This is a genomic window from Kitasatospora sp. NPDC006697, assembly GCF_042869935.1.
Taxonomy (GTDB): Bacteria; Actinomycetota; Actinomycetes; order Streptomycetales; family Streptomycetaceae; genus Kitasatospora.
The window spans coordinates 70,942-92,569 of the sequence record NZ_JBIAGU010000004.1 but is presented as its reverse complement, the minus strand read 5'-3'; the positions used below and the strand labels follow the sequence as shown (position 1 = coordinate 92,569).

Below are 21,628 nucleotides of genomic sequence, written 5' to 3'. Positions count from 1 at the left end.
CTGCCGTCCGGCGGGGCACGGCGGTGTTCACGGGGGAGAACCACGGGGGGAACCGTTGGTCACGCTCTTCGTCCTGCTCTTCCTGGCCGGTCCGCCGCTCTGCTGGGCGCTGATGGCCAGGACCGCCCCGGTGGGCCTCGCCGTGGGCCTGCCGCTGGCCGGCTGGTCGGCGCTGCTGCTCGCCGTGCACCTGGACTGGATCGACACCCGGGCCAGGGCCGAGCTCTACCTCGCCGAGCTGCCGCTCTCGGTGCTGCTGGTGGCGGCCGGGCTGCTGGCCGAGCGGCGGCTGCGCGGGCCGAGGCGCAAGCAGGTCCTCGGCGACCGGGCCAGCGGCGCACGGATCGCCTTCGGCAGCTACCTGGCGCTGTTCGGCCTGCTCGTGCCCGGCTACCTCTGGTTCGCCGGGCTGAGCGACGACGTGCCCCCGGCCGACGAACTGCGCCCGCTGGCGGCCGGGCTGGCGCTGCACGGAGTGCGGAACGAGTGCACCGAGACGGGCTCCGCGGGCTGCACCCTGCAGGCCGAGGTCAGCGGCGCGGGACTGTCCAGGGCCGAGGTCGCCGCCCGGCTCCGCGACAGCCTCAACGCGCGCGGCTGGCGGCTGGCCGAGGGCCAGGACCACGGCTGTCGGCGCAACGGCTGGCTGGTGGACCGGCGGCAGCTCTGCTTCGGCGAGGATGCCGACCCGGCCGCGCCGGACTCGGTGCTGGTCGAGATGTGGATCAAGGCCGATCTCAGCTGAGACGGCCGGCGCCCCGCCGGGCCGGGTGGCTCGACGGGGCGCCAGGGGCGCGTGCGGCGGGGTGTCAGCTGCCGGCGCGCGAGCCCAGGTGGTGCACCTGGACCATGTTGGTGTTGCCCGGCACGCCGGGGGGCGAGCCGGCGGTGACGATCACCGTCTCGTGCTCGGCGAGCCGCTTCATCGACAGCAGCTCGCGGTCGACCTGGCCGACCATCTCGTCGGTGGTGGCGACCTGCTCGGTCACGTACGCCTCCACGCCCCAGCTCAGCGAGAGCTGGTTGCGGGTGGCCGCGTCCGGGGTGAAGGCGATCACCGGGATCGGCGAGCGGTACCGGGAGAGCCGGCGCGCGGTGTCGCCGGACTTGGTGAAGGCCACCAGCGCCTGGGCGTTGAGGAAGTCGCCCAGCTCGCAGGCGGCGCGGGCGACCGAGCCGCCCTGGGTGCGCGGCTTGCGGCCCGGGTTGAGCGGCTGCAGGCCCTGGGAGAGCAGCTCGAGCTCGGCCTGCTCGGCGATCCGGCTCATGGTGCGGACCGTCTCGACCGGGAACTTGCCGACGCTGGACTCGGCGGAGAGCATCACCGCGTCGGTGCCGTCCAGGATCGCGTTGGCCACGTCGGACACCTCGGCGCGGGTCGGCCGGGAGGCGTGGATCATCGACTCCATCATCTGGGTGGCGACGATGACCGGCTTGGCGTTGCGGCGGGCCAGCGTGATCAGCTGCTTCTGGACCAGCGGGACCTTCTCCAGCGGGTACTCGACCGCCAGGTCGCCACGGGCCACCATGATCGCGTCGAAGGCGAGGACGATCTCCTCCATCGCCTCGACCGCCTGCGGCTTCTCGATCTTGGCGATCACCGGCACCCGGATGCCGACCTCGTCCATGACCTTGTGCACGTCATCGATGTCCGCGGCGTTGCGGACGAACGAGAGCGCGACCATGTCCACGCCCAGCCGGAGCGCGAACCGCAGGTCGTCCTTGTCCTTCTCGGAGAGCGCGGGCACGTTGACCGCCGCGCCGGGCAGGTTGATGCCCTTGTTGTTGGAGAGCACACCGCCCTCGACCACCACGGTCTTCACCCGCGGGCCGTCGACGCTGACGACCTCCAGGGCGATGACGCCGTCGTTGATCAGGATCGGGTCGCCGGGCTTCACGTCGCCGGGCAGGCCCTTGTAGGTGGTGCCGCAGATGTGCTGGTCACCGGGGACGTCTTCGGTGGTGATGGTGAACGTGTCGCCGTTGTCAACGGTCACCGGCCCGTTGGCGAAGGTCGCCAGACGGATCTTGGGGCCCTGCAGGTCGGCCAGGACACCGATGGCGCGGCCGGTGTCCTCGGCCACCTGGCGGACCTTCAGGTACCGCTCCTCGTGCTCCGCGTGGGAGCCGTGGCTCATGTTCAGGCGGGCGACGTTCATGCCCGCCTCGACGATGGCCTTCAGCTGTTCGTAGGAGTCCGTCGCAGGACCCAGGGTGCAGACAATTTTTGCTCGGCGCATATGGATGATCCTATCCGTAGGAGTTATTCCCGGAGAGGGGGACGATCCTCCGCGGGCACGCGTCAACCCTGGTGGACCAGCGCGAAGGTCTGCTGGGCGATCTCCAGCTCCTCGTCGGTCGGCACCACCGCAACGGTTACCCGCGAGTACTCCGGTGAGACCACCCGGGCCCGGTCCGAGCGGATCGAGTTGAGCTCCGGATCCACCGCGATGCCCAGCTCGGTCAGGCCGGCGCAGACCGCCGCCCGAACCGGCGCGGCGTTCTCGCCCACGCCCGCCGTGAAGGCGACGGCGTCCACCCGGCCGAGCACCGCGTAGTAGCCGCCGAGGTACTTGCGCAGCCGGTGCACGTAGGCGTCGAAGGCCAGCCGCGCGGCCGGGTCGCCCTCGTCCGTGCGGCGCATGATCTCCCGCATGTCGTTCTCGCCGCAGAGCCCGAGCAGTCCGCTGCGGCGGTTCAGCAGGTCGTCGATCTCGTCGACGGACAGGCCGCCGACCCGGTGCAGGTGGAAGACCACGCCCGGGTCCACGTCGCCCGAGCGGGTGCCCATCACCAGCCCCTCCAGCGGGGTCAGGCCCATCGAGGTCTCCACGCAGACCCCGCCGGCCACCGCCGAGGCGGAGGCGCCGTTGCCCAGGTGCAGCACGATCACGTTCAGCTCCGCCGGGTCCCGGCCGAGCAGCCGGGCGGTGGCCCGGGAGACGTACTGGTGCGAGGTGCCGTGGAAGCCGTAGCGGCGCACCCGGTGCTCGTCGGCCACCGCCGTGTCGATCGCGTACCGGGCCGCGTACTCCGGGATGGTGGTGTGGAAGGCGGTGTCGAAGACCGCCACCTGCGGCAGGTCGGGGCGCAGCCCGCGGGCCACCTCGATGCCGGTGATGTTGGCCGGGTTGTGCAGCGGGGCCACCGGCACCAGCCGGCGGATCTCGGTCAGCACCTCGTCGGTGACCACGGTCGGCGCGGTGAACCGCTTGCCGCCGTGCACCACCCGGTGGCCGATCGCGGCCAGCTCGGGGGAGTCCAGGCCCAGCGCGTCGGCGGTCAGCTCGGCGGCCACCGCGTCCAGCGCCGCCCGGTGGTCCGGGAACGGGCGCACCGCCTCGCGCCGCTCGCCGCCCTGCGGGGCGTGCGCCAGCCGGCCGGTCCGCTCGCCGATCCGCTCGACCAGGCCGACGGCCAGCCGGGCGCCGTCCACCATGTCGATCAGCTGGTACTTGACCGAGGAGGAGCCGGCGTTCAGCACCAGCACCCGGGTCGGCTCAGACATGGTCGCCCTCCTCGGGCAGCTGCGCCTGGACGGCGGTGATCGCGACGGTGGTGACGATGTCCTGCACCAGCGCGCCCCGGGAGAGGTCGTTGACCGGCTTGCGCAGCCCCTGCAGCACCGGGCCGACGGCCACCGCGCCGGCCGAGCGCTGCACCGCCTTGTAGGTGTTGTTGCCGGTGTTGAGGTCCGGGAAGATCAGCACGGTGGCCCGTCCGGCCACCGGCGAGCCCGGCAGCTTGGTCGCCGCCACCTGCGGGTCCACCGCCGCGTCGTACTGGATCGGGCCCTCCACCAGCAGCTCCGGGCGCAGCTCGCGGACCAGCTCGGTGGCCTTGCGCACCTTGTCCACGTCCGCGCCGGAGCCGGAGCTGCCGGTGGAGTAGGAGAGCAGCGCCACCCGGGGCTCGACGCCGAAGGCGGCCGCGGTCTCGGCCGAGCGGATCGCGATGTCGGCCAGCTGCTGGGCGTCCGGGTCGGGGTTGACCGCGCAGTCGCCGTAGACCAGCACCTTGTCGGCCAGGCACATGAAGAAGACCGAGGAGACGATCGAGGCGCCCGGCGAGGTGCGGATCACCTCGAAGGCGGGGCGGATGGTGGCGGCGGTGGAGTGCACCGCGCCGGAGACCATGCCGTCGGCGATGCCCTCCTGGACCATCAGGGTGCCGAAGTAGCTGACGTCGGTGACCACGTCCAGCGCCCGGTCGACGGTCATCCCCTTGTGTGCCCGCAGCTCGGTGTAGAGCTCGGCGAACCGGCGGCGCAGCGGCGAGGTGGCCGGGTCGACGATCCGCAGCCGGGCCCGGTCGGCGGGCTGCTCCGGGGCCTCCGGGTCGGGCAGGGTGAGGCCGAGCGCGGCCGCCTTGCGGCGCACCGCCTCCGGCTCGCCGAGCAGGGTCAGGTCGCAGATGTTGCGGCGCAGCAGGATCTCGGCGGCCCGCAGCACCCGCTCCTCGCCGCCCTCCGGCAGCACCACGTGCCGGCGCGCGGCCCTGGCGCGCTCCAGCAGCTCGTGCTCGAACATCATCGGGGTCACCCGGTCCGAGCGGCTGAGCTCGATCCGGCCGGTCAGCTCGGCCGAGTCCACGTGCAGTTCGAAGAGGCCGAGCGCGATCTCGGCCTTGCGCGGGGAGGCCTGGCTGAGCCGGCTCTCCAGCTGGGTGAGCGCGGCGGCGGTCGGCCAGCTGCCCTCGTGCACCACGGCCACCGGGGTGCCGGGGGCCAGCCGGGCGGCCAGCGCCAGCACGTCCGGGCCCGGGTGCTGGGCCAGCGTCAGCAGCACCCCGGCGATCGGCGGGGCGCCGGCGGCGTGCGCGGCCAGCGAGCCGATCAGCAGGTCGGCCCGGTCCCCGGGGGTGACCACCAGCGCGCCCTCGGTCAGCGCGCCGAGGAAGGTCGGCAGCATCGCGCCGCCGAAGACGAAGCCGCGGACGTCCCGGGCCAGCCCGGCCGCGTCACCCAGCAGCACCTCGGCGCCGGTCGCCTCGACCAGCTGACCCACCGTCGGGGCGGCCAGCGCCGGCTCCTCCGGGATCACGTAGGCGGGCACCGGCAGCTTGCCGGACAGGCCGCGCAGCACCGCCTGCTTGGCGGCCGGCGCGACCCGGTTGGCCACCATCGCCAGGATCGAGCAGCCCAGGTCCGCGTAGGCCCGGTGGGCGTTCAGCACCTCGGAGACCACGGCCTGCCGGTCCTTGCCGCGGCCGCCGACCACCGGCAGCACCTGGGCGCCGAACTCGTTGGCCAGCCGGGCGTTGAAGGCCAGCTCGTCGGGGATGGTGGTCTCGGCGAAGTCGGTGCCCAGCACCAGCACCGCCTCGCAGCGCCGCTCCAGCGCCCGGAACCGGTCGACCAGCGCCGAGACCAGCTCGTCCTGCCCCTGGGCGGCACCGAGCTCGGCGGCGTCCTCGTAGCCGAGCCCGTAGAGCTCGGTGACCGGCAGGTCCAGCCGGTAGCGGGTGCGCAGCAGCTCCACCACGTGGTCGCCGACCGGCTGCCCGGGGGCGGCCGCGTGCACCAGGGGGCGGAAGACGCCGACCCGGTCCACCCGGCGGGTGAGCAGCTCCATGACGCCGAGTTCGACGGCCTGCCGGCCGTCCCCCCGGTCGATCCCGGTCACGTACACACTGCGCGCCACCGCGTTCGCTCCGTTCCGTCCGTACCTCGGGCCCGCCCCGACCCTACCTTCGCAGTTCGTGCTGGTGTTCGCACGTGCGGCGTCGGCGCCGGCCGGGCGGGCCCGACGGTCCGTCAGGCCGGGACCAGCCAGACCGTGGCCAGCGGCGGCAGCACCAGCTCGGCGCTGTGCGGCTGGCCGTTCCACGGCACCGGCTCGGCCTTCACCGGCCCGGCGTTGGCCACCCCGCTGCCGCCGAACCGCTGGTCGTCGGTGTTCAGCAGCTCGCGCCAGAGCCGGTCCGGGGAGCCGAGCGCGGGCAGGCCGACCCGGTGGCCGTGCCGCACCACCGGCGAGAAGTTGCAGACCGCGACCAGCGGGCTGCCGTCGGCCGCGTACCGGACGAAGGCCAGCAGGTTGTCCTCGGCCGCGCCGCCGTCCAGCCAGCGGAAGCCCTCCGGGCTGGTGTCCAGCTCCCACAGGGCCGGCCGCTCCCGGTAGGCGCGGTTCAGCTCGGCCACCAGCCGGCGCATCCCGCGGTGCTCCTGGTGGGCCGGCCAGTCCTCCTCCAGCACCCACCACTGCGGGCCGTGCTCGTGGTGGAACTCCGCGCCCTGGGCGAACTCCTGGCCCATGAAGAGCAGCTGCTTGCCCGGGTGGGACCACATGAAGCCCAGGTAGGCGCGCTCGTTGGCGCGCTGCTGCCACCAGTCGCCGGGCATCTTGGCGACCAGCGCGCCCTTGCCGTGCACCACCTCGTCGTGCGAGATCGGCAGCACGTAGTTCTCCGAGTAGGCGTAGACCATGGAGAAGGTGATCTCGTTGTGGTGGTACTTGCGGTGCACCGGCTCCTTGGCCATGTAGACCAGCGAGTCGTGCATCCAGCCCATGTTCCACTTGAAGCCGAAGCCCAGGCCGCCGGTGTCGGTGGAGCGGGTGACGCCGTCCCAGGCGGTGGACTCCTCGGCGATGGTGACCACGCCGGGGCAGCGCTTGTAGACGGTGGCGTTCATCTCCTGCAGGAAGCCGACCGCGTCCAGGTTCTCCCGGCCGCCGAACTGGTTGGGCGCCCACTGGCCGTACTCGCGGGAGTAGTCCAGGTAGAGCATCGAGGCGACCGCGTCCACCCGCAGCCCGTCGATGTGGAACTCCTCGCACCAGTAGACCGCGTTCGCCACCAGGAAGTTGCGCACCTCGGTGCGGCCGTAGTCGAAGGTCAGGGTGCCCCAGTCGGGGTGCTCGGCGCGCCGCGGGTCGGCCGGCTCGTAGAGCGGTTCGCCGTCGAACCGGGCCAGCGCGAAGGCGTCCTTGGGGAAGTGGGCCGGCACCCAGTCCATGATCACGCCGATCCCGGCCCGGTGCAGCGCGTCCACCAGGAAGCGGAAGTCGTCCGGGGTGCCGAGCCGCGAGGTCGGCGCGTAGAAGCCGGAGACCTGGTAGCCCCAGGAGCCGCCGAACGGGTGCTCCATCAGCGGCATGAACTCCACGTGGGTGAAGTGCAGCTCGCGCAGGTAGGCGGGCAGCTCATCGGCGAGCCGGCGGTACGTCAGGCCCTTGCGCCAGGAGGGCAGGTGGACCTCGTAGACGGACATCGGCTCGCGGTGGTGACGGGCCCGGGAGCGCCGGGCCAGCCAGTCGGCGTCGCCCCACTCGTAGGCCGACTCGGTGACCACCGAGGCGGTCTCCGGCGGCAGTTGGGCCTCGCGGGCGAGCGGGTCGGCCTTCTGCCGGAAGTGGCCGTCCTTGCCCCGGATCTCGAACTTGTACCGGCTGCCGACCGGCAGCCCCGGCACGAACAGCTCCCAGACCCCGCTGGCGCCCAGCGAGCGCATCGGGAACCCGGTGCCGTCCCAGTGGTTGAAGTCGCCGACCAGCCGCACCCCGACGGCGTTCGGCGCCCAGACCGCGAAGCCGGTGCCCTCGATCCCGTCCACCGTGCGGCGGTGCGCGCCCAGCGCCTCCCAGAGCCGCTCGTGCCGGCCCTCCCGGATCAGGTGCAGGTCCAGCTCGCCCAGGGTCGGCGGCAGCCGGTAGGCGTCCTCCTGCCGGACCGGTTCGGCGCCCGGGTAGCCCACCCGCAGCTCGTAGTCCGGCACCGCGGCACCGGGCAGCAGGCCGGTGAAGAGGCCGCTCTGCTGGTGGGTCAGCTCGGCCGGCCCGTAGGCGGTCTCGATGGTGACCCGCTCGGCCAGCGGGCGCAGCACCCGGATCGCGGTGCCGCCGGTGATGGGGTGGGCGCCGAGCAGGGCGTGCGGGTCGTGGTGCGCGCCGCCGACCAGCCGCTCGATCTCGGCCGGCGGCAGCGGCGCCTCCGCCAGCCGGAGCACCGGCCCGCCGTCCGGGTCCGCGGCCGGCGGCGCGGCCGCGGACCCGGACCCGGACCGCTCGGGCGCCTGGGTGCGGCCGGCCCCGCGGTCCGGGCGGGCCGGTCCGCTCGGGAGGAAGGTGGCGGGCACGGTCGGGACGGGTCGGTCGAGCGGGGCCACGGCAGGCTCCTCCACGGTGGGGGCTACGGAACGGACGGGGCAACGGGCGCGGCCACGGCTCAGGTCGCGGTGGCGAGCCGGTGGATGGCGGTCAGCGGGATCGGCAGCCAGCCCGGCCGGTGCCGCGCCTCGTAGACCACCTCGTAGACCGCCTTGTCGATCTCCAGCGCCCGCAGCAGCTCCGGGCAGCCGGCCGGGTCGGTGCCGCCGGCCGCGGTGTAGCCGGCGCAGTAGGCGGCCCGGTTGCGGGCCGCCCAGGCGGCCGCCAGGAGGGCCAGCTCCGGGTCCGGTTCGGCGCCGGCCAGCAGGTGCGCGGCGGCGTAGTCGAAGGAGCGCAGCATCGCCGCCACGTCCTTCAGGGCCGGTTGCGGCAGCCGCCGCTCGGCCACCGACTTGGCCGGCTCGCCCTCGAAGTCCAGCAGCACCCAGCCCTGCGGGGTGCGCATCGCCTGGCCCAGGTGCAGGTCGCCGTGGATCCGCTGGACGGTCAGGCCGGTCAGGTGGTCGGCCGTCAGCTGCCGGAAGGCGGCGTGCAGGGCCGGCCGGTAGCGGCGCAGGGCCGGCACCGCGACCGCCGCCGCGTCCAGCCGCTCGGCCATCGCGGTGGCCAGCCGGCCGGTCTGCTCCCGGTCCAGCCGGGCCACCGGCAGCGCCCTGGCCAGTACCCGATGCACCTCGGCGGTGGCCCGGCCGAGCCGGTGCGCCTCGACCGCGAAGTTGCCCGGGCTGGGATCGCCCTTCAGCCGGGCCACCTGGTCCAGCGCCAGCTCCCAGCCGTCCTCGGCGTCCGGCAGGAAGCGCTGCAGCAGGCCCAGGGTGGCCGGCTCGGCGCCGACCAGCCGGCTCTCGAACCAGGCCTCCACCCGGGGGATCCGGGTGGAGCCGGCCCGGGAGAGGGCCAGCGACAGCTCCAGGTCGGGGTTGGTGCCGGGGCTGATCCGGCGGAAGAGCTTGAGGATGAACTCGGTGCCGAAGATGACCGAGGTGTTGGACTGCTCGGCGGTGCCGGCCCGGCCGAGCAGGTCGCCGGGCAGGCCGGGGCCGGGGGTGCGGCGGAAGGCCAGCGGGCCGAACCGGTCGGCGCCGGCCAGGTGGGCCAGCAGCCGGCCGGTCAGCTCCGGGTCGTGCACCGCGTCGTAGAGCGCCGCGCCGTCGTACGGGCCGTGGGTCAGGCTGCCCAGCGAGGCCTCCGGCAGCAGACCGGGCGGCGCCTCGGCGCGCAGCCCGAGCAGCAGCTGGTAGAGGTCGGTCTGGTCGCCGTGCTCGACCCGCAGCAGCAGGTGGAGCATCGCCGGGTCGCCGGTGACCAGCGGCGTCGCGGTGACCGGGCGCAGGCCGGTGATCGCCTGGCCCTTGCCCGCGTACCAGCGCTGGCCGGGCAGCCAGTCGGCGATCAGCGGGAGGGCGGCCTCGACCAGCTCGCCGACCGCCAGCGAGCCGCCGGTGCGCGGCCGGCCGGTCTGCGCCCCGCCCGGATGGCCGCCGCCCGGATGCCCGCCGGCGGCGCGCCCGAGGGCGGCGTGCGGTGCCCCGGGCCCCGCGGGACCGCGCGGGGCGGTGCCGGCGTCGCGATGGGTGTGGGCTTGAGAACGGGAGATTTCCGACATGACTCCCTTTCCCCGGAAGCAGGCTGACGGCCCGACGGATCAGGCCGGGCGAGCCAGTCTCCCGGATTTCGGCGGCGCGGCGGCGACGGCACGCGAGTCGGACTCGGGTGTCACGCCTGAGGGGGTGTTCGCGTTGGGCTGTTCTCCGTACCGGGTGGCGCGCGGACCGCCGGGGGCGCAGGCCCAGCGGCCGGTGCGCCCCCGGCGCTGCGGGATCGTTACTGCGCTCCCGGCTTGCGCAGCTGGAACCAGTAGAAGCCGTGCCCGGCCAGGGTGAGCAGGTACGGCCACTCACCGATCGACGGGAACCGCACCCCGCCGATCAGCTCGACCGGGAAGCGCCCGCCGTACCGCCGCAGGTCCAGCTCGGTGGGCTGCGGGAACCGGGAGAAGTTGTTCACGCACATCACCAGGTCGCCCTGGTGCTCCCGCACGAAGGCCAGGACGGCCGGGTTGCTGGACGGAAGCTCGGTGTAACTGCCCAGTCCGAAGGCCGGATTGAGCTTGCGGATCTCGATCATGCGCCGGGTCCAGTGCAACAGCGAGGAGGAACTGCTCTGCTGTGCCTCGACGTTGGTGACCTGGAAGCCGTAGACCGGATCCATGATGGGCGGCAGACTGAGCCTGCCCGGGTCCGCCGAGGAGAAACCCGCGTTGCGGTCCGGGGTCCACTGCATCGGGGTGCGCACCCCGTCCCGGTCGCCCAGCCAGATGTTGTCGCCCATCCCGATCTCGTCCCCGTAGTAGAGCACCGGGGAGCCGGGCAGCGAGAGCAGCAGCGCCGTGAAGAGCTCGATCTGGTTGCGGTCGTTCTCCAGCAGCGGGGCGAGCCGGCGGCGGATGCCCACGTTGGCCCGCATCCGCGGGTCCTTCGCGTACTCCGCGTACATGTAGTCGCGCTCCTCGTCGGTGACCATCTCCAGGGTCAGCTCGTCGTGGTTGCGCAGGAAGATGCCCCACTGGCAGCCGCTCGGGATGGTCGGCGTCTTGGCGAGGATTTCCGAGACCGGGTAGCGGGACTCCCGGCGCACCGCCATGAAGATCCGCGGCATCACCGGGAAGTGGAAGGCCATGTGGCACTCGTCGCCGCCGGAGCCGAAGTCGCCGAAGTAGTCCACCACGTCCTCGGGCCACTGGTTGGCCTCGGCGAGCAGCACGGTGTCCGGGTAGTCGGCGTCGATCTCCTTGCGGACCCGCTTGAGGAACTCGTGGGTCTCCGGCAGGTTCTCGCAGTTCGTCCCCTCGCGGGCGAACAGGTACGGCACCGCGTCCAGCCGGAAGCCGTCGATGCCCAGGTCCAGCCAGAACCGCAGGCCGGCGATCATCTCCTCCTGGACCCGCGGGTTGTCGTAGTTCAGGTCCGGCTGGTGGGAGAAGAACCGGTGCCAGAAGTACTGCTTCCGGACCGGGTCGTAGGTCCAGTTGGAGGTCTCGGTGTCGATGAAGATGATCCGGGCGTCCGGGTACTGCTTGTCGTCGTCGGCCCACATGTAGAAGTCGCCGTAGGGGCCGTCCGGGTCGTTGCGGGAGGCCTGGAACCACGGGTGCTGGTCGCTGGTGTGGTTCATCACGAAGTCGATGATCACCCGCATGCCGCGCTTGTGCGCCGCGTCCACGAACTCGACGAAGTCGGCCAGGTCGCCGAACTCCGGCAGCACCGCCGTGTAGTCGGCCACGTCGTACCCGCCGTCGCGCAGCGGGGAGGCGAAGAACGGCGGCAGCCAGAGGCAGTCCACGCCGAGCCACTGGAGGTAGTCGAGCTTGGCGGTGAGCCCCTTCAGGTCGCCCACACCGTCGCCGTTGCTGTCCTGGAAGGACCGCACCAGCACCTCGTAGAAGACCGCGCGCCTGAACCACTCCGGGTCCAGGTCCTTCTTCTCGGTGTCCGCGAAGGTGTCGGGGACGGGCTCGTTCACAATCACAGGGAGGTCCTCCGAACGGTGAGGAGGTGGGCCGGCGACACCGAGGGGTCGAGCCGGACGTAGTTGTGGCGGTGCCAGGTGTACTGCGCGCCGCTCAGCTCGTCGGTGACGGCGAGCTCTTCGTCACTCGGAAGGGTGACGGTGGCCTCTTGCGGCTGCCACGGGTCGAGGTTGACCACCACGATGACCTCGTCGTCCCCGGTGCGCTTGGTGTAGGCGATGACCTGGTCGTTGTCGGTCGGCAGGAAGACCAGGTTGCGCAGCTCCTGCAGCGCGGGGTGGGCCCGGCGCTGCAGGTTGAGCGCGGTCAGCAGCGGGGCCAGGGAGTCGGTGCGGGACCAGTCGCGCGGGCGCAGCTGGTACTTCTCCGAGTCCAGGTACTCCTCGGTGTCCGGGCCCGCCGGGGTGCACTCGGCGAACTCGAACCCGGCGTAGACGCCCCAGCTCGGGGAGAGCGTGGCGGCCAGTACGGCGCGCACCGCGAAGGCGGCGGGGCCGGTGTGCTGGAGGTGGCGGGGCAGGATGTCCGGGGTGTTGGCGAAGAAGTTCGGGCGCATGTAGGCGGCCGCCTCGCCGCTCAGCTCGGTCAGGTACTGGGTCAGCTCGTGCTTGCTGTTGCGCCAGGTGAAGTAGGTGTAGGACTGCTGGAAGCCGATCTTGGCCAGGGTGTGCATCATGGCCGGCCGGGTGAACGCCTCGGCCAGGAAGATCACGTCCGGGTCGGTGCGGTTCACCTCGCCGAGCACCTTCTCCCAGAACCGCACCGGCTTGGTGTGCGGGTTGTCCACCCGGAAGATCCGCACCCCGTGCGCCATCCAGTGCCGCAGCAGCCGGATGGTCTCGATCACCAGGCCGTCGAAGTCCTGGTCGAAGTTGATCGGGTAGATGTCCTGGTACTTCTTCGGCGGGTTCTCGGCGAAGGCGATCGAGCCGTCCAGCCGGTGGCTGAACCACTCCGGGTGCTTGTTCACCCAGGGGTGGTCGGGGGAGGCCTGCAGGGCGAAGTCCAGGGCGATCTCCAGGCCGAGGTCGGTCGCCCGGGCGACGAAGGCGTCGAAGTCCTCCAGGGTGCCCAGGTCCGGGTGGACGGCGTCGTGCCCGCCCTCCGGCGCGCCGATCGCCCAGGGCGAGCCGACGTCCTGCGGGCCCGCGGTCAGGCTGTTGTTGGGGCCCTTGCGGTAGGAGAGGCCGATCGGGTGGATCGGCGGCAGGTAGACCACGTCGAAGCCCATCGCGGCGACCGCCGGCAGCCGCTCGGCGGCGGTGCGGAAGGTGCCGGAGCGCATGGACCCCTCCCGCCCGGCGCCGGGCGAGGAGGGAGGCTCCAGCGTGGCGCCCTCCGAGCGCGGGAAGAACTCGTACCAGGAGCCGTAGAGCGCGCGCCTGCGCTCGACCTTCAGCGGCATCGGCTCGGCGGCGGTGACCAGCTCGCGCAGCGGGTGGCGGGTCAGCGCGGCCGTCACCTCGGGGGTGAGGGCGGCGGCCAACCGGGTGAGCGGCGGGCGGGCGGTGTCGCGCAGGGCGGCCACCGCGCGCAGCACCTGGGGGCGGCCCTCGCGCTTGGGCACCCCGGCGGCGGCGCGCTCCAGCAGCACCGCGCCCTCCTCCAGCACCAGGTCGACGTCCTGACCGGCCGGCACCTTGATGGCGGCGGCGTGCCGCCAGGTGGCGACCGGGTCGCTCCAGGCCTCCACCGTGTAGCTCCAGCGGCCCTCGGCCGTCGGGGTGACCTCGGCGCCCCAGCGGTCGGTGCCGGGGGCCAGCTCGCGCATCGGCACCCAGCCGCCGCCGCGGCCGCCGGGGCCGCGCAGCACCACGTTGGCGCCGACCGCGTCGTGGCCCTCGCGGAAGACCGTGGCGGTGACCTGGAAGGTCTCGCCGACCACCGCCCGGGCGGGGCGGCGGCCGGCGTCCACCGCCGGGGCGACGTCCAGCACGGGGATCCGGCCGATCATCGGGGCGTTCTCCTTGGTACGGGTGCGGGCGGCGGCCCGCGGCTTCGACGGGGTGTCGGACTTCGCGGTGGTCGTGGACTTCTGGGTGCTCTTCTGGGCGGACTTCTCCGCGGACTGGGCCGTCCGGGTGGCGGGGGCCCGGCGCCGGGGCGGTTCGGAGGGCGCCGTGACCGGTTCCGCTATGGCCGGGATCGGCAGCAGCCGGGTGCCACCCGGCCCCTCGGAAGGCTCCAACCCCTCGGACACCAGTGCGGACTGATTCCGTGTGTCGCCGTGCATGCCGAACTCCTGCCCGTGATCGGCGGCAGTCCCGGAGCGGAAGGGGCCGGGGAGTGCCTGAGGTCTACTGGGTGGGGGACTGACGAGCGACCGGAGCCTGCCCGTACCGCCGGGTCGGGCCAGGCCGAGACCGGCGCCCACGGCGGTCCGGAACGGCGAAACGGCGCACGTCCCGGCGCGCGGCCTCGCGGCACGCCCGGACAGGGCGATTCCGACCCACCCCGGGAACGACCGGGGCGGGGATGAGGACACGCGATGACCCACCAGGGAGGACACCCAGTGGGCCGAGTGGGCTAACGGAGGGTCGGGGAAGGATTCGGAACCAACGCGGAACCAGTTGCGGAACCAGGAGGACCGACCGCGTCGCACGGGAAACGCCACCCATGTCGCCCCGCGGCGATTGCGGCCTGTGCCCATCCTCGCACTGTTCGTAGCTCTTACCACTCGGTCTGTCGTCGGCGCGGTGGTGCGGGGGAGCGTATTGCGCCCCCCCTTCGCCCCCCGAACGGGGGAATCGCGCGACCCGCGCGCGCCTTCGGGACGAGTGCGCCCTCTGCGCCCCCCGTGGCTCCGACTGCGCCGGACGTGACCTCTTCGATACGCCCGAATGGAGCTGTGTTACGAGAGTTGACGCCCCATCAGCGACGTGTGGCGGTCTAGGCTTCGAGCTGTGAAGGCCATCCGCAGATTCACCGTCCGTACCGTCCTGCCCGAGCAACTCCAGCCGCTGCACGAGCTCGCACTCAACCTGCGCTGGTCCTGGCACCCGGAGACCCGGGAGCTGTTCCGCTCGGTCGACCCGGGAGTCTGGGAGGCCGTCGGCGAGGACCCGGTCCGGCTGCTCGGCGAGGTGCCCGCCCACCGGCTGGCCGCCCTGGCGGCCGACCGCCGGTTCCTGCGCCGCCTGGGTGACCTGACCGACGACCTGGCCGACTACCTGGGCGCGCCGCGCTGGTACCAGTCGGCCCCCGGCGCGGCCGAGCTGCCCGCCGCGATCGCCTACTTCTCCCCTGAGTACGGCATCGCCGCCGCGCTGCCGCAGTACTCCGGCGGCCTCGGCATCCTGGCCGGCGACCACCTCAAGGCCGCCAGCGACCTCGGCGTGCCGCTGATCGGCGTGGGCCTCTTCTACCGGCACGGCTACTTCCGCCAGTCGCTCAGCCGGGACGGCTGGCAGCAGGAGCGCTACCCGCTGCTGGACCCGGACGAGCTGGCCGTCACCCTGCTGCGCGAACCCGACGGCACGCCCAGCCGGGTGGAGCTGGCGCTGCCGGCCGGCCGCACGCTGACCGCGCAGATCTGGAAGGCCCAGGTCGGCCGGGTGCCGCTGCTGCTGCTCGACTCCGACGTGGAGTCCAACGCGGCCACCGAACGGGACGTCACCGACCGGCTGTACGGCGGGGGCAGCGAGCACCGGCTGCTGCAGGAGATGCTGCTGGGCATCGGCGGGGTGCGGGCCGTGCGCACCTTCTGCCGGCTCACCGGGCACGCCGCGCCGGAGGTCTTCCACACGAACGAGGGCCACGCCGGCTTCCTCGGCATCGAGCGGATCCGCGAGCTGGTGGCGGGCGAGGACGGGCACGACTTCGGCGCCGCGCTGGAGGCCGTCCGGGCCGGCACCCTGTTCACCACCCACACCCCGGTGCCGGCCGGCATCGACCGGTTCGAGGCAGAGCTGGTGGCCCGGCACTTCAGCGGCGACGCCGCGCTGCGCGGGGTGCCGGTGGACCGGGTGCTCGCGCTCGGCGTGGAGGACTGGCCGGGCGGCGACCCCAAGCTCTTCAACATGGCGGCGATGGGCCTGCGGCTGGCGCAGCGGGCGAACGGCGTCTCCACCCTGCACGGCGAGGTCAGCCGGACCATGTTCGGCCCGCTCTGGCCGGGCTTCGACGCCGGCGAGGTGCCGATCGCCTCGATCACCAACGGGGTGCACGCGCCGACCTGGATCGACCCCGCGGTGGTCCGGCTCGGCGCGAGCCGGATCGGCGCCGAGGCGGCCGAGACCGCGATGACGGTCGGCGGCTCCGACCGCTGGCACGGCGTCGACCAGATCGCCGACGAGGAGGTCTGGGAGGTCCGCGGCCTGCTCCGCGCCCAGCTGGTCGAGGAGGCCCGGCGCCGGCTGCGAGCCGCCTGGCGGGCCCGCGGCGCGGGCGACGCCGAGCTGGGCTGGACCAGCGGCGTGCTCGACCCCGAGGTGCTGACCATCGGCTTCGCCCGCCGGGTGCCCTCGTACAAGCGGCTCACCCTGATGCTGCGCGACCAGGACCGGCTGCGCGCCCTGCTGCTGCACCCGACCCGGCCGGTGCAGATCGTGGTGGCCGGCAAGGCCCACCCGGCGGACGACGGCGGCAAGCGGCTGATCCAGCAGCTGGTCGCCTTCGCCGACGACCCGGCGGTGCGGCACCGGATCGTCTTCCTGCCGGACTACGACATGGCGATGGCCAAGCACCTCTACCCCGGCTGCGACGTCTGGCTGAACAACCCGCTGCGCCCGCTGGAGGCCTGCGGCACCTCGGGGATGAAGGCCGCGCTCAACGGCTGCCTCAACCTCTCGGTGCTCGACGGCTGGTGGGACGAGTGGTACGACGGCCGCAACGGCTGGGCGATCCCGACGGCGGACGGTCCGGGCTTCGACGAGGACCAGCGCGACGACATCGAGGCGGCGGCCCTCTACGACCTGATCGAGCACCAGGTCGCGGCGCGCTACTACGAGCGGGGCCCGGACGGGCTGCCGCACCGGTGGATCGCGATGGTCCGGCACACCCTGGCCACGCTGGGCCCGAAGGTGCTGGCGGGCCGGATGGTGCGCGAGTACGTCGAGCGGCTGTACGCGCCGGCGGCCCTCGCCCAGCGGCGGCTGGACGCGGCGGGCGCCCGGGAGCTGGCGGAGTGGAAGGCGCGGGTCCGCCAGTCGTGGAGCGGCGTCGCCGTCGGCCACGTGGAGGCGGCGGTCTCGGAGGCGGCGGAGCTCGGCACGGCGCTGGCGCTGCGGGTCCAGGTGACGCTGGGTTCGCTGACCGCCGACGACGTGGAGGTGCAGGTCGTCTCGGGCTCCGTCGACGAGCGCGACCGCATCCGCGACGCCGAGGTGCAGACCCTCAAGCCGGTCGGCGGCCCGGACCTCGCGGGCTGCCAGCGCTACGAGGGCACGCTCGAGCTGTGCCGCACGGGCCCGTTCGGGTACACGGTGCGGGTGCTGCCCTCGCACGCGCTGCTGGTGTCGCCGGCGGAGCTGGGGCTGGTGGCACTGCCGCCGGAGTCCGCGGGGATGGATGCGGGGATGCTGCGCTAGCGGCTAACCCACTGAGCTGGTGCGCAGGAAGTCGGGTGGGTCGACTTCCTGCGCACCTCTATGTCGGGGCGCGAGGTTGACGCTCCATACGTCGCCGAAGCCGGGGAAGTGCTCGTTCCGTCCCTGATCGAGTCCTCCGCGGCACCCCGGAACCCCAGCTCCCGAAGCCGGTCCCAGACCCCCGGCGACAGCCGCCCGAACACCCGGGTCATGTCCCCCGCCGCCACGCACCCGTACCCGTGCAGCGTCAGATCGTCTGCTCGTAGCGCTTGCTCTACCCGGCCCGCTACCGCGTCGAAGTCCAACCCCGCGGCGGCTCCAACCGATACTCGCCGTTCCTCACGTCATGATCATCAGTCCTCGTATGGGGTCGGCAGTACCTTCATGCTTCTTCTCGCGTAGCGGGCGGGCGCGGGGTCGTAGTGCTGGCCGGGGTGACGGAGCGGGGTGTAGGCACTGTTGCTGTTGGGACAGGTGGTGTCTCCCCAGAGGGTGGGCGTTGCGAGGTGCCAGGCGCCCCTACGCTGTCAGCTCGCCTTGACAGCAACCGGCCAGTGACCGCCGGGAAAGTTGCTGTTGTCCCCGGCTTTGTCGTGGAGCGTTCCCATCTCAGTTGCCTGAGCGCCGAGAAAGGCCACCAGAGCAAGGACGAGGACCTTGAGGGTTGCCGAGTCCTCCGCTGTTTCGGTAACCGCATCCATGGCTGCAGGAATGGCGCCAATGTCGGTGAAGAATGTGACGATCAGCGCAGTCAGTACTACCTGGAACTTCGCGACAACGGTCAGAACCGCAGTGTAGAACGCGATTCCAGCGGCCGAGCAGGTGTAGAGCGAGCTACTGGTCTTTTCGGCAATCCCTGCGATGGCAGTTGCCGCACTGGACTGCGGTGCGATCGACTTCGTGTATGCGGTGGCGGCAGGACCTTGCCAGTTGCCAGTGGAGCCCAGGGTGCTCGGCTGGATCTCGCCTGCCACGGTCGTCGCTATTCCATGGATGTCTGTCCACTCGTAGGCATTGGCGATCATGATGAGAGGAGCAGCGGAGCCCTCCAGGCACTCCACTACTGTCTGCAAGAACTCCCTTCCACACCAGGCGATCGTTTCTGCGGACCCGACAAGGATCGACCCGAGCTGTGGCGGCATCCACCATTGATCGGCGGCCTCCCTGGCCTTTCCTGGCAGTGACTGGAGGGTATTGTTGAGAGACTGGACCGCGCTGGATATCTGGTCAAGAACAGTCTGGTGCTGGTTGGCCGGCGATGTCATCCGATGCCTCCCTGTCGCCCAATCGAGTTGATGTTGTCGGCCGCCTGCTGGTCCTGCTGTTGGTAGTTCGTCGCGGTCGTCCGAAGGCCCGCGCTGATTCCGACCATCGAGTCGTGGCCTTCCTTGGAGCGGTCGGAGACCGCGTCGCACACCTCGGCGTAAGCGCTGACGATGACTTGGAACGGCCCGCCCTGCGTGCGGTCCATCCGCACGCCCGTTACTCGGCTGACGATCGCGGTCATGCGGTCGGCTTGCGCGTCCCAGAGGTTGGCGTCAGTGGTCAACGTGTTGACGGTGACTTGATACCCCTGTTGCGAATCCGTCATGAGGTACCGCGCCTCTCCGTGGCCTCGAGTAGCCTGCCCGGCGTGGTCAACAGGGAGAGCGTCTCTGCCAGCAGCGCATCGGTCCCACCCGCTCGTGCAGCGCGCCTGTCGGACATTGACCGGCGAAGGTCGTTGCGGGCCTCGGCAAGTGCGTGCTGTAGTGCGCGCGTCAGCTCGCTGGCATTCTGGTTGGTCGCCCATCGATCGTCGATCTCGCAGGAGGTCAGACCATATCGAGAGATTCGAAGCGCTACCCGGCCATCAGCGGCTTCCCCGAGCCCGGATGGCGCCTCCATCTCTCCAGGCTCCGCGACCGCTTTGAGGAGGTCCTCGACCAACTCCTCGACGGGCCTTGGAGGTGCAGTGCTGAAGCTGTCGGCTTGCCGTTGGAGATCGGTGTCCATAAGTACCTGCGCTGATTCAGCCCCACGTTGCCGAGTTGCATCCAGCCAGGCAGCGCTGTCGGGTGCCTCATGCCAGACTTCAATTTGCCGGATGGCCGCGGCGCGTGCGGCCTCCCGCACGGAATCATTCAACTCTCGCGCCGAAAGGCGCAGTTGCCAGCCGTGAGCAATAGTGATCGACTCGGGGAGCTGATCTGATCCCTGCACGACGAGGACCGTCTCCGAGTGGTCTCGCCCCTCGGAACGGCTCGACATGGCGGCTCGTGCTTCCAGTGCGAGCTGTTTCAAATGCTGGAGCCGTGAGTCCATCTGATCAAGGTGCTGCAGTACGTCATCCATTGCTGTTCCCCTGTGGCGTTTCTGGTCTGTCAGCGACTGGGATGCTGGCTGGTCCGGCGGGGTCTGGCCCGCAAGGTGTCGGCCAGGCCGACGGCGAACAGTGCTGTGCCGCAGACCAGCACCCCGGCGTTGGAGGCGCCGGCGTCATCTGACTGGTAGAGAGCGGCGCCTATCACCGCCAGGGACGCGGCCAGGAGGGCGGACAGCCAGCACAACAGGCGGCGGCGCGGCGGAATGGCCGCGAAGAGCATGGAGAAGACCGTGATGGCAGCTGCTGAAGTCATGGCGGCGATCAGGGTGGCTGTGATGAGCGGGTTGTGCGTCTTGCCGGGACCGGGGTCGTGAACCGTCCAGACGAAGAGGGCCCCCCCGAGCGTGCATTCCATCAGGAACAGGAGAAGACCAAGAGCCGAGGCGCTGATTGGCCTGAGCTGGTGGCTGGCTGCCATGTACCGTCCTGCGGTCGTCGCTGTGAGGTTCGTCGTCACCGAGCTGACGATCAATCAATAGTTAGCAGAAAGAGGTTGCCCCGAAGGCTGATTGAGCGAAGCTTGAGCAAAGTGGGTGGCCGTGTGACTGTCGTGGACTCTGGGGCGGGATGGTCTCGCGAGACCGTCGCCAGGGAGTCGAGTGACGCGACCCCGTGGGGTGTCGGACTCCGTGATGGTCAGCTCTTGGAGACGCGAATCCCGGCGATGACCGACTTGCCGCGGATCGCGCGGGTGGCCACGCCCCAGGTGTCGCTGAGGGCGTCGATCAGGAGCAGGCCACGGCCGCCGGCGGAGAGCAGGTCGGGGAAGGTGGGGGAGGGGAGGTCGGGTCGGCCGGATCCCGGGTCGGAGACGGCGAGCCAGTAGTGGCCGTCGCCGGACCAGAAGACCAGCTCGACCATCTCCTCCTCGTCCGCGAGGGCGCCGTGGCGGATGGCGTTTGTGACCAGCTCCGAGGTCAGCAGCCTCAGTTCGTAGGAGAGGTGGCGCGGACAGCCGACGGGAAGCGCATCCGCGACGGCCCGGCGGGCCTGCGGGACGGAGGCGAGGTGCGCCGGGAACCGCCAGTGGGCGGGGACGGCGGGGAGACTGGGGATTCCGGGCATGGCTGACTCCTGGTCAGGGCACGGGGATTGGGCATGCGGAGGTGGCACGTATTGCCGTGTGTGACTCACGCACTACTCAAGGTAGAGCATGAGAGGGCACATGTTCCACCGGCTTCGTGAAATGGACCGGAGATCCCGTGGCGGGCAGACTGAGCGGCATGCACGGAGAGGTGAGAGATGCCGTCGAGAAGTAATCCGACTGCCCGTCAGCAACGCCTTGGTGTTGAGCTGAAGAAGATGCGCGAGGCGGCGGGATTGTCGACGGAGCAGGCTGCGGCGCTGCTGGAGACGAACCGGACCGTGATCACGAACACCGAGGCCGGGCGTCACGGAGTCAGCGCGGAGCGCGTTCGTCGTATGGCTTGCAACTACGAGTGCCCCGATGCGGACTTGATCGAGGCGCTCGCCAGGATGGCCGGTGATCGGAGCAAGGGCTGGTGGGAGGAGTACCGAGGCGTGCTCCCGCCGACGTTCCTGGACATCGCTGAGCTGGAGTGGTTCGCGAACTCGCTCCGGATGAGCACCATGATGCACATCCCGGGTCCGTTCCAGACGGAAGCCTATGCGCGTGCGCTGTTCGCGGCGGCGATCCCGGCGCTGCCGGGTGAGGAGTTCGAGCGCAGGGTTGCTCATCGGATCAGGCGCTGCCGGATACTCGAACGTGCTGAGCCGGTTCCCTACACCGCCGTCATCCATGAAGCGGCGCTTCGGATCGAGGTGGGCGGTCGGAAGGTTCTGCGCGAGCAGTTGGAGTCGGTCCTCGAACTGTCGGAGCGGGATGGCATCACCGTCCAAGCGCTTCCGTTCGCCGCTGGAGCGTTCCCCGGTTCGGGGCAGACCATCCTCTACGCCGTTGGCGACGTACCGAGTCTTGATGTGGTTCAGCTCGACCGCACCATGGTCGCCGAGTTCCTGCACGTTGAAGCGCAGCTGAAGAAGTTCTCGTTGCAGTTGGACCAGATGCAGCGGGATGCACTCTCGCCCGACGACACGCGTAGCTTGATCCACACCATCGCACGTCAGCTCTAGGAGA

15 protein-coding genes are annotated in these 21,628 nt (G+C 71.6%); 3 read left to right on the top strand and 12 right to left on the bottom strand.

The annotated features are described in order from the left end of the window. Positions 1-55 precede the first annotated feature (55 nt). A complete protein-coding gene (locus ACFYNO_RS07490; protein WP_388006811.1) occupies positions 56-745 on the top strand; it encodes a hypothetical protein in 690 nt (229 codons plus the stop codon). Positions 746-809: 64 nt separating this feature from the next. Here ACFYNO_RS07490 and pyk read toward each other — a convergent pair whose 3' ends face one another. The 7 genes from pyk to ACFYNO_RS07455 all read right to left on the bottom strand — a co-directional run bounded on the left by pyk (position 810) and on the right by ACFYNO_RS07455 (position 13,591). After that, a complete protein-coding gene (pyk, locus tag ACFYNO_RS07485; RefSeq protein WP_388006808.1) occupies positions 810-2,240 on the bottom strand; it encodes a pyruvate kinase in 1,431 nt (476 codons plus the stop codon). A gap of 62 nt (positions 2,241-2,302) precedes the next feature. After that, a complete protein-coding gene (locus ACFYNO_RS07480; protein ID WP_388006805.1) occupies positions 2,303-3,508 on the bottom strand; it encodes an acetate kinase in 1,206 nt (401 codons plus the stop codon). After that, positions 3,501-5,642: a phosphate acetyltransferase gene (pta, locus tag ACFYNO_RS07475; RefSeq protein WP_388006802.1), complete on the bottom strand. Its 2,142-nt coding sequence runs from the start codon at positions 5,640-5,642 to the stop codon at positions 3,501-3,503. The genes ACFYNO_RS07480 and pta overlap by 8 nt, the downstream gene beginning before the upstream one ends. A 113-nt stretch (positions 5,643-5,755) precedes the next feature. Further along, positions 5,756-8,107 carry a 1,4-alpha-glucan branching protein GlgB gene (gene glgB / locus ACFYNO_RS07470; protein WP_388006799.1) on the bottom strand — a complete coding sequence of 784 codons (2,352 nt, stop codon included), beginning with the start codon at positions 8,105-8,107 and terminating at the stop codon, positions 5,756-5,758. 59 nt (positions 8,108-8,166) lie between these two features. Beyond that, entirely contained in the window at positions 8,167-9,714 is a 1,548-nt protein-coding gene (locus tag ACFYNO_RS07465; protein ID WP_388006796.1) for a maltokinase, read from the bottom strand. A gap of 218 nt (positions 9,715-9,932) precedes the next feature. Then, positions 9,933-11,636 (bottom strand): maltose alpha-D-glucosyltransferase, encoded by a 1,704-nt coding sequence (gene treS, locus ACFYNO_RS07460; RefSeq protein WP_388006793.1) that lies wholly within the window; start codon positions 11,634-11,636, stop codon positions 9,933-9,935. Next, positions 11,633-13,591 carry an alpha-1,4-glucan--maltose-1-phosphate maltosyltransferase gene (locus ACFYNO_RS07455; protein WP_388007538.1) on the bottom strand — a complete coding sequence of 653 codons (1,959 nt, stop codon included), beginning with the start codon at positions 13,589-13,591 and terminating at the stop codon, positions 11,633-11,635. The genes treS and ACFYNO_RS07455 overlap by 4 nt, the downstream gene beginning before the upstream one ends. Positions 13,592-14,540: 949 nt before the next feature. On the opposite strand from ACFYNO_RS07455, the gene glgP reads away from it, so the two are divergent. Beyond that, entirely contained in the window at positions 14,541-17,165 is a 2,625-nt protein-coding gene (gene glgP / locus ACFYNO_RS07450; protein ID WP_388006790.1) for an alpha-glucan family phosphorylase, read from the top strand. 527 nt (positions 17,166-17,692) lie between these two features. Here glgP and ACFYNO_RS07445 read toward each other — a convergent pair. The 5 genes from ACFYNO_RS07445 to ACFYNO_RS07425 form a co-directional block, all read right to left on the bottom strand. Next, on the bottom strand, positions 17,693-18,430 hold the full coding sequence (locus ACFYNO_RS07445) for a hypothetical protein (RefSeq protein ID WP_388006787.1): 738 nt from the start codon (positions 18,428-18,430) through the stop codon (positions 17,693-17,695). Beyond that, positions 18,427-18,756 carry a type VII secretion target gene (locus ACFYNO_RS07440; protein WP_388006784.1) on the bottom strand — a complete coding sequence of 110 codons (330 nt, stop codon included), beginning with the start codon at positions 18,754-18,756 and terminating at the stop codon, positions 18,427-18,429. Before ACFYNO_RS07440 ends, ACFYNO_RS07445 begins: the two co-directional genes overlap by 4 nt. Next, positions 18,753-19,499: a hypothetical protein gene (locus ACFYNO_RS07435; RefSeq protein ID WP_388006781.1), complete on the bottom strand. Its 747-nt coding sequence runs from the start codon at positions 19,497-19,499 to the stop codon at positions 18,753-18,755. Before ACFYNO_RS07435 ends, ACFYNO_RS07440 begins: the two co-directional genes overlap by 4 nt. A gap of 29 nt (positions 19,500-19,528) precedes the next feature. Then, positions 19,529-19,987, bottom strand: a complete 459-nt coding sequence (locus ACFYNO_RS07430) for a hypothetical protein (RefSeq protein WP_388006778.1) — start codon at positions 19,985-19,987, stop codon at positions 19,529-19,531. Positions 19,988-20,166: 179 nt separating this feature from the next. After that, the gene (locus ACFYNO_RS07425) at positions 20,167-20,595 is read right to left on the bottom strand and encodes an ATP-binding protein (RefSeq protein ID WP_388006775.1); all 429 of its coding nucleotides are present in this window, start codon (positions 20,593-20,595) and stop codon (positions 20,167-20,169) included. Between the two features lie 177 nt (positions 20,596-20,772). Here ACFYNO_RS07425 and ACFYNO_RS07420 point away from each other — a divergent pair, with 177 nt between their 5' ends. Beyond that, on the top strand, positions 20,773-21,624 hold the full coding sequence (locus ACFYNO_RS07420) for a helix-turn-helix domain-containing protein (RefSeq protein ID WP_388006772.1): 852 nt from the start codon (positions 20,773-20,775) through the stop codon (positions 21,622-21,624). Positions 21,625-21,628 lie beyond the last annotated feature (4 nt).

Bases quoted from the DNA above. Each gene is read 5' to 3' on its own strand.
- ACFYNO_RS07435 (WP_388006781.1), bottom strand. From the start codon at position 19,499: ATGGATGACGTACTGCAGCACCTTGATCAGATGGACTCACGGCTCCAG.
- ACFYNO_RS07455 (WP_388007538.1), bottom strand. From the start codon at position 13,591: ATGATCGGCCGGATCCCCGTGCTGGACGTCGCCCCGGCGGTGGACGCC.
- ACFYNO_RS07480 (WP_388006805.1), bottom strand. From the start codon at position 3,508: ATGTCTGAGCCGACCCGGGTGCTGGTGCTGAACGCCGGCTCCTCCTCG.
- pyk (WP_388006808.1), bottom strand. From the start codon at position 2,240: ATGCGCCGAGCAAAAATTGTCTGCACCCTGGGTCCTGCGACGGACTCC.
- ACFYNO_RS07425 (WP_388006775.1), bottom strand. From the start codon at position 20,595: ATGCCCGGAATCCCCAGTCTCCCCGCCGTCCCCGCCCACTGGCGGTTC.
- ACFYNO_RS07445 (WP_388006787.1), bottom strand. From the start codon at position 18,430: ATGACATCGCCGGCCAACCAGCACCAGACTGTTCTTGACCAGATATCC.
- ACFYNO_RS07440 (WP_388006784.1), bottom strand. From the start codon at position 18,756: ATGACGGATTCGCAACAGGGGTATCAAGTCACCGTCAACACGTTGACC.
- ACFYNO_RS07465 (WP_388006796.1), bottom strand. From the start codon at position 9,714: ATGTCGGAAATCTCCCGTTCTCAAGCCCACACCCATCGCGACGCCGGC.
- ACFYNO_RS07420 (WP_388006772.1), top strand. From the start codon at position 20,773: ATGCCGTCGAGAAGTAATCCGACTGCCCGTCAGCAACGCCTTGGTGTT.